Source organism: Streptomyces sp. NPDC002265 (assembly GCF_040296125.1).
Taxonomy (GTDB): Bacteria; Actinomycetota; Actinomycetes; order Streptomycetales; family Streptomycetaceae; genus Streptomyces.
This window is the reverse complement of record NZ_JBEOWS010000508.1, coordinates 1-4,928: the sequence shown is the minus strand read 5'-3', so window position 1 is coordinate 4,928 and position 4,928 is coordinate 1. Positions and strand designations below refer to the sequence as shown.

Sequence of the window (4,928 nt, the reverse complement as noted above, 5' to 3'; positions counted from 1 at the left end):
CGCCCGGCGGGGGTCCCGGGCGGAGGCCCGACAGGTTCCGGGCGGAGGCCCGACAGCTTCCGGGCAAGGCCCCGTGGGTTCCGGGCGGAGGCCCGGCGGTGCCGCCGCAGGAGTGGCCGTCGGCGGCGCGGACGTGTTCACCTGAGGCTGCGTACGTCCAGGTGTCGCAGTACCCGGTCCACCACCTCCGGGTCCGCGCCCGGCTCGCTGCGCGCCGCCAGCACCTCGTGCCGCGCGGCGCTCAGCATCTCGCCCTGGATCCGCCGCACCCGCTTGAGCCGGCGCGCCCGTTGCAGGTGCGCCTCGCGCCGTTCCTCCTCGCCCAGGTCCGGGCTGATCCGCACCCCGATGTCGAACGCCCGCCGCAGCATCTGCTCGGACAGTTCCTCCGGCAGCTCCTCGACCTCCTCGATCTCCCGCAGCCGCCGCTTCGCCGCCTTCGCCGCGCGGACCGCCAGATCCCGTTCGAACTCCTTCTCCCGGTCCGTGTCGGCCCGTACCCCGAGCCGTCTCACCAGCCACGGCAGCGTCAGCCCCTGGAGCACCAGCGTCGCCATGATCACCCCGAACGCGATGAACACGATCTCGTCCCGGTCGGGGAACGGCGACCCGTCCTCGGTGCGCAGCGGCACGGCCAGCGCCAGCGCCACCGAGGCCACCCCGCGCATTCCCGCCCACCACATGACGACCGTCTCCCGCCAGCTCATCGGGATCTCCTCGTCGTAGTCCCGCTTGGCGTGCAGCCGCTTGGTCAGCCAGGTGGCGGGCAGCAGGTACACCAGACGCACCAGCACCACCACGGCCACGACGGCCGCCGCCCAGCCGAGCAGCTCGCCCCACCGCCCGACCGCCGTACGGATCGCGTTGTGCAGTTCGAGGCCGATGAGCCCGAAGGCGACACCGGTGACGAGGGTGTCGACGATGTCCCAGAACGTGTGCCCGGCGAGCCGGGCCAGCACGTCGTCGGGGTCGGCCGCGTACTCGGAGATGAAGAGCGCGGTGGTGAGCACGGCCAGCACCCCGGACCCGTGCAGCTCCTCCGCGAGCACGTACGAGGCGTACGGCACCAGCAGCGTCAGCCCGATCTGGAGGGTCGGGTCCTCCAGCAGGTCCATCAGCCGGTTGGCGCCCCAGCCGAGCGCGAGCCCCACGGCGACCGCGACGACGGCGGACAGCACCAGGTCGAGCCCGGCCTGCCAGGGCGAGAAGGTCCCGCTGACGACGGCGGCGATCGCCACGTGGTAGAGCACGATGGCCGTGACGTCGTTGAACAGGCCCTCGCCCTCCAGGATCGACACCAGTCGGCGCGGCAGCCCGAGCTGTCCGGCGACCGCGGTCGCGGCCACCGGGTCGGGCGGGGCGATCAGCGCGCCCAGCGCCACCGCGGCGGCGACCGGCAGCCCGGGGACGATCGAGTGGGCGACGGCCGCGACACACACGGTGGTGATGAACACCAGCGCCACGGCCAGCAGGAAGATCGGCCGCTTGTTGGCCGCGAACTGCCGCCACGAGGTCCGCCGCACCGCCGCGTACAGCAGCGGCGGCAGCAGCGCGGGCAGGATCAGATCGGGCTGGATGTTGACATTCGGGACGAACGGCAGCACCGCGAGGACCATGCCGACGAGCGTCATCAGCACCGGCGCCGGCAGCCCGAACCGGTCCCCCACGGGAACGCTCACCACGGCCCCGAGCAGCAGCACGAACAGCAGGGCCAACTGATCCACGGTCAGCGCTCCGGGAGTCGACGTTCACACAGCAGACCCTCAGCCTGCCATGCGACCCCTCCCACCGGCCCGTTCACCGCCTCCGGCCAGGGCCTGTCGTCTGGCCGTCCTGCATGTCGTACGGACGCCGGTCCGATCCGGGCGGCAGGGCCTACAGGGCGCGCCGCATCGCCCGGTGCGGGATGCCGGCGTCGGGGAACTCCGGGCCGTACGCCTCGTACCCCAGCCGCTCGTAGAACCCCAGCGCGTGCGTCTGCGCGTGCAGGTCCACCGCCGCCAGGCCGCGCGCGCGTGCGGCCTCCTCGATGCCCCGCACCAGCGCGGCCCCGACACCCAGTCCGCGCGCCGCCTGGGCGACGGCGAGCCGCCCCAGCGACCCCACCGACGGGTCACCGCCGGTCTTCGCCGCGGCCTCCTCGCCGTACAGCAGCCGTCCGGTGCCGAGCGTCACCCCGTCCGCCCGGATCGCCAGCACATGCACCGCCACGGCGTCGTAGGCGTCGTACTCGATGTCCTCGGGCACGCCCTGCTCGCGGACGAAGACCTCCTTGCGCACCGTGAAGCAGGCCTCGCGGTCGGCGGCGTCCTCGGCCACCCGCACGTCGTAGGAGACGACCGACAGACTCACGCGTAGGTCTCCTCGCGCACCTGGTCCAGAGCGAGCTGGAGGTCCTCGGGGTAGTCGCAGCCGAACTCGACCCACTGCCCGTCCCCGGGGTGCTCGAAGCCCAGCCGCACGGCGTGCAGCCACTGGCGGGTCAGCCGCAGCCGCTTGGCGAGCGTCGGGTCGGCGCCGTAGGTCAGGTCGCCCACGCACGGATGGCGGTGGGCGGACATGTGGACGCGGATCTGGTGGGTGCGCCCGGTCTCCAGCTTCACGTCGAGCAGGGAGGCCGCGCGGAACGCCTCGATGAGGTCGTAGTGGGTGACGGAGGGCTTGCCCTCGGCCGTGACCGCCCACTTGTAGTCGTGGTTCGGGTGACGGCCGATGGGCGCGTCGATGGTGCCGCTGGTCGGGTCCGGGTGGCCCTGGACCAGCGTGTGGTAGCGCTTGTCGACCGTGCGCTCCTTGAACTGGCGCTTGAGCGACGTGTACGCGTACTCCGACTTGGCGACCACCATCAGGCCGGAGGTGCCGACGTCGAGGCGGTGCACGATGCCCTGGCGCTCGGCGGCGCCGGAGGTCGAGATGCGGTACCCGGCGGCCGCCAGCCCGCCGATGACCGTCGGACCCGTCCAGCCGGGGCTCGGGTGCGCGGCGACACCGACCGGCTTGACGATCACGACCACGTCGTCGTCGTCGTGCACGATCTCCATGCCCTCGACCGGCTCGGCGACGATCTGCACCGGCGCGGGCGCCTGCGGCATCTCGACCTCCAGCCAGGCCCCGCCGTGCACGCGCTCGGACTTTCCGACCACCGAGCCGTCGACCGAGACCTTCCCCGCCGCCGCGAGCTCCGCGGCCTTGGTACGGGAGAAGCCGAACATGCGGGAGATGGCGGCGTCGACACGCTCGCCCTCCAGGCCGTCGGGCACGGGCAGGGTACGGATATCGGGAATCGTGCTCACCCGTCGAGTATGCAGGACGGGTGCGACAGTCCCGAACGCGTGCTCAGTCCTTGTGGACGGTCCCGTCCGGATCGAGACCCCGGAAGGACAGCAGCACGATCAGGATGCCGCCGCACACGATCGCCGAGTCCGCGAGGTTGAATACGGCGAAGTGCTTGGGCGCGATGAAGTCGACGACCGCCCCCTCGAAGACGCCCGGCGAACGGAAGATCCGGTCGGTGAGGTTGCCGAGCGCGCCGCCGAGCAGCAGACCGAGGGCGATCGCCCACGGCAGGCTGTACAGCTTGCGGGCGAGCCGGGCGATCACCACGATCACCGCCGCCGCGATCACCGTGAAGATCACGGTGAAGGCCTCGCCGAACCCGAAGGCGGCACCCGCGTTGCGCACCGCCTCGAACTTCAGCCAGTCACCGATGATCTCGATCGGAGCGTGGTGTTCGAGCTTGGCCACCACGAGCAGCTTGCTGACCAGGTCGAGGAGGTAGGCGAACGCGGCCACCCCGAACAGCACGGCGATGCGCCGCTTGCCCCGGGGCCGCTCGCCGGAGGCCTGTGCCGTCTCCGGCCCGGCCGTCTCCGGCCCTGCCGTGCCCTCGGTGCCGGACCCGCCGGCCGGGGCCGTGGCCCCCTCGGGAACCGGGTTCCCGCCCGACGCCGCGCGCTCGCCGGACTCGTCCCGCCCGGCCCGCGCCGCGTCCGGAATGTCCGGCGTACCGATGATCCGCTCCGCCTCTGCCACGTGAGTCCCTCAACCTAGGTGCCTGACTGAGCACGAGGGTACGGCACACCTCGTAGGAGCACTGTGCGCAGGAGGCGTACGGCAGGTCACCCGACGCCGGTCAGGACCGGCGCTCCTGCTTCTGCTTGCACTCCACGCACAGGGTGGCCCGCGGAAAGGCCTGCATACGGGCCTTTCCGATGGGATTGCCGCAGGTCTCGCACAGGCCGTACGTGCCCGTGTCCAGCCGTTGCAGGGCACGCTCGGTCTGCACCAGCATCTCGCGCGCGTTGGCGGCCAGCGCCATCTCGTGCTCCCGCGTGATGTTCTTGGTGCCGGTGTCCGCCTGGTCGTCGCCCGCGCCGTCCCCGGAGTCCCGCATCAGGCCCACCAGCGACTCCTCGGACGAGTGGATCTCGGCCCGCAGCCGCTCCGCCTCGGAGAGCAGCTCGGAACGGGCCTCCTCGACCTCCTCCGGCGTCCAGGGGTCCTCGCCGGGGCGTACGGCGAGCTCGCCGGGTTCCGCCGCGGAGAACCGCGCCTTGGGGACGGCGGTCGTCGCCGCAGTGGCCGTGCCAGGAGTCTTCTTCGCAACCACTGTCGTGGCTCCCGTCTGCTCCGCGGCCTGCGCCGCGCCCACCTTCTTGGCCGTCCTCTTCCCGGCCGCGCCCTTGGCGGCGGCCGCGGTCCTGCGGGTCGCGCTGTTCACGGCCGCCGCCGTCCTGCCCTCCGTGCCGTTCGCACCCTTGCGGGCCGTGCCGTCGGCGGCCGCCGCGGCCTTGCGGGCCGTGTCGTTCGCGGCCGCCGCCGTCTAGCGGGCCGTTTTCTTGGCGGCCGCCGAGGTCCTGCGGGCGGCCGCCCCCAGGGCGGTGGACCGGCACCTGGCGGCCCACGCCACCACCGCCGCCTCCCCCACG

Annotated in this window: 5 protein-coding genes; all 5 read right to left on the bottom strand. The window is 72.8% G+C overall.

The window, feature by feature from the left end:
• Positions 1 to 137 precede the first annotated feature (137 nt).
• Positions 138 to 1,724 (bottom strand): Na+/H+ antiporter, encoded by a 1,587-nt coding sequence (locus tag ABT085_RS43655; RefSeq protein WP_351621972.1) that lies wholly within the window; start codon positions 1,722 to 1,724, stop codon positions 138 to 140.
• Positions 1,725 to 1,875: 151 nt separating this feature from the next.
• On the bottom strand, positions 1,876 to 2,352 hold the full coding sequence (locus tag ABT085_RS43650; RefSeq protein WP_384727435.1) for a GNAT family N-acetyltransferase: 477 nt from the start codon (positions 2,350 to 2,352) through the stop codon (positions 1,876 to 1,878).
• Positions 2,349 to 3,293: an RluA family pseudouridine synthase gene (locus tag ABT085_RS43645; protein WP_351621969.1), complete on the bottom strand. Its 945-nt coding sequence runs from the start codon at positions 3,291 to 3,293 to the stop codon at positions 2,349 to 2,351. Before ABT085_RS43645 ends, ABT085_RS43650 begins: the two co-directional genes overlap by 4 nt.
• A gap of 43 nt (positions 3,294 to 3,336) precedes the next feature.
• Positions 3,337 to 4,032 carry a signal peptidase II gene (gene lspA, locus ABT085_RS43640; protein WP_351621965.1) on the bottom strand — a complete coding sequence of 232 codons (696 nt, stop codon included), beginning with the start codon at positions 4,030 to 4,032 and terminating at the stop codon, positions 3,337 to 3,339.
• A 100-nt stretch (positions 4,033 to 4,132) separates the two neighbouring features.
• A complete protein-coding gene (locus ABT085_RS43635; RefSeq protein ID WP_502982971.1) occupies positions 4,133 to 4,720 on the bottom strand; it encodes a TraR/DksA family transcriptional regulator in 588 nt (195 codons plus the stop codon).
• Between the last annotated feature and the right edge of the window lie 208 nt (positions 4,721 to 4,928).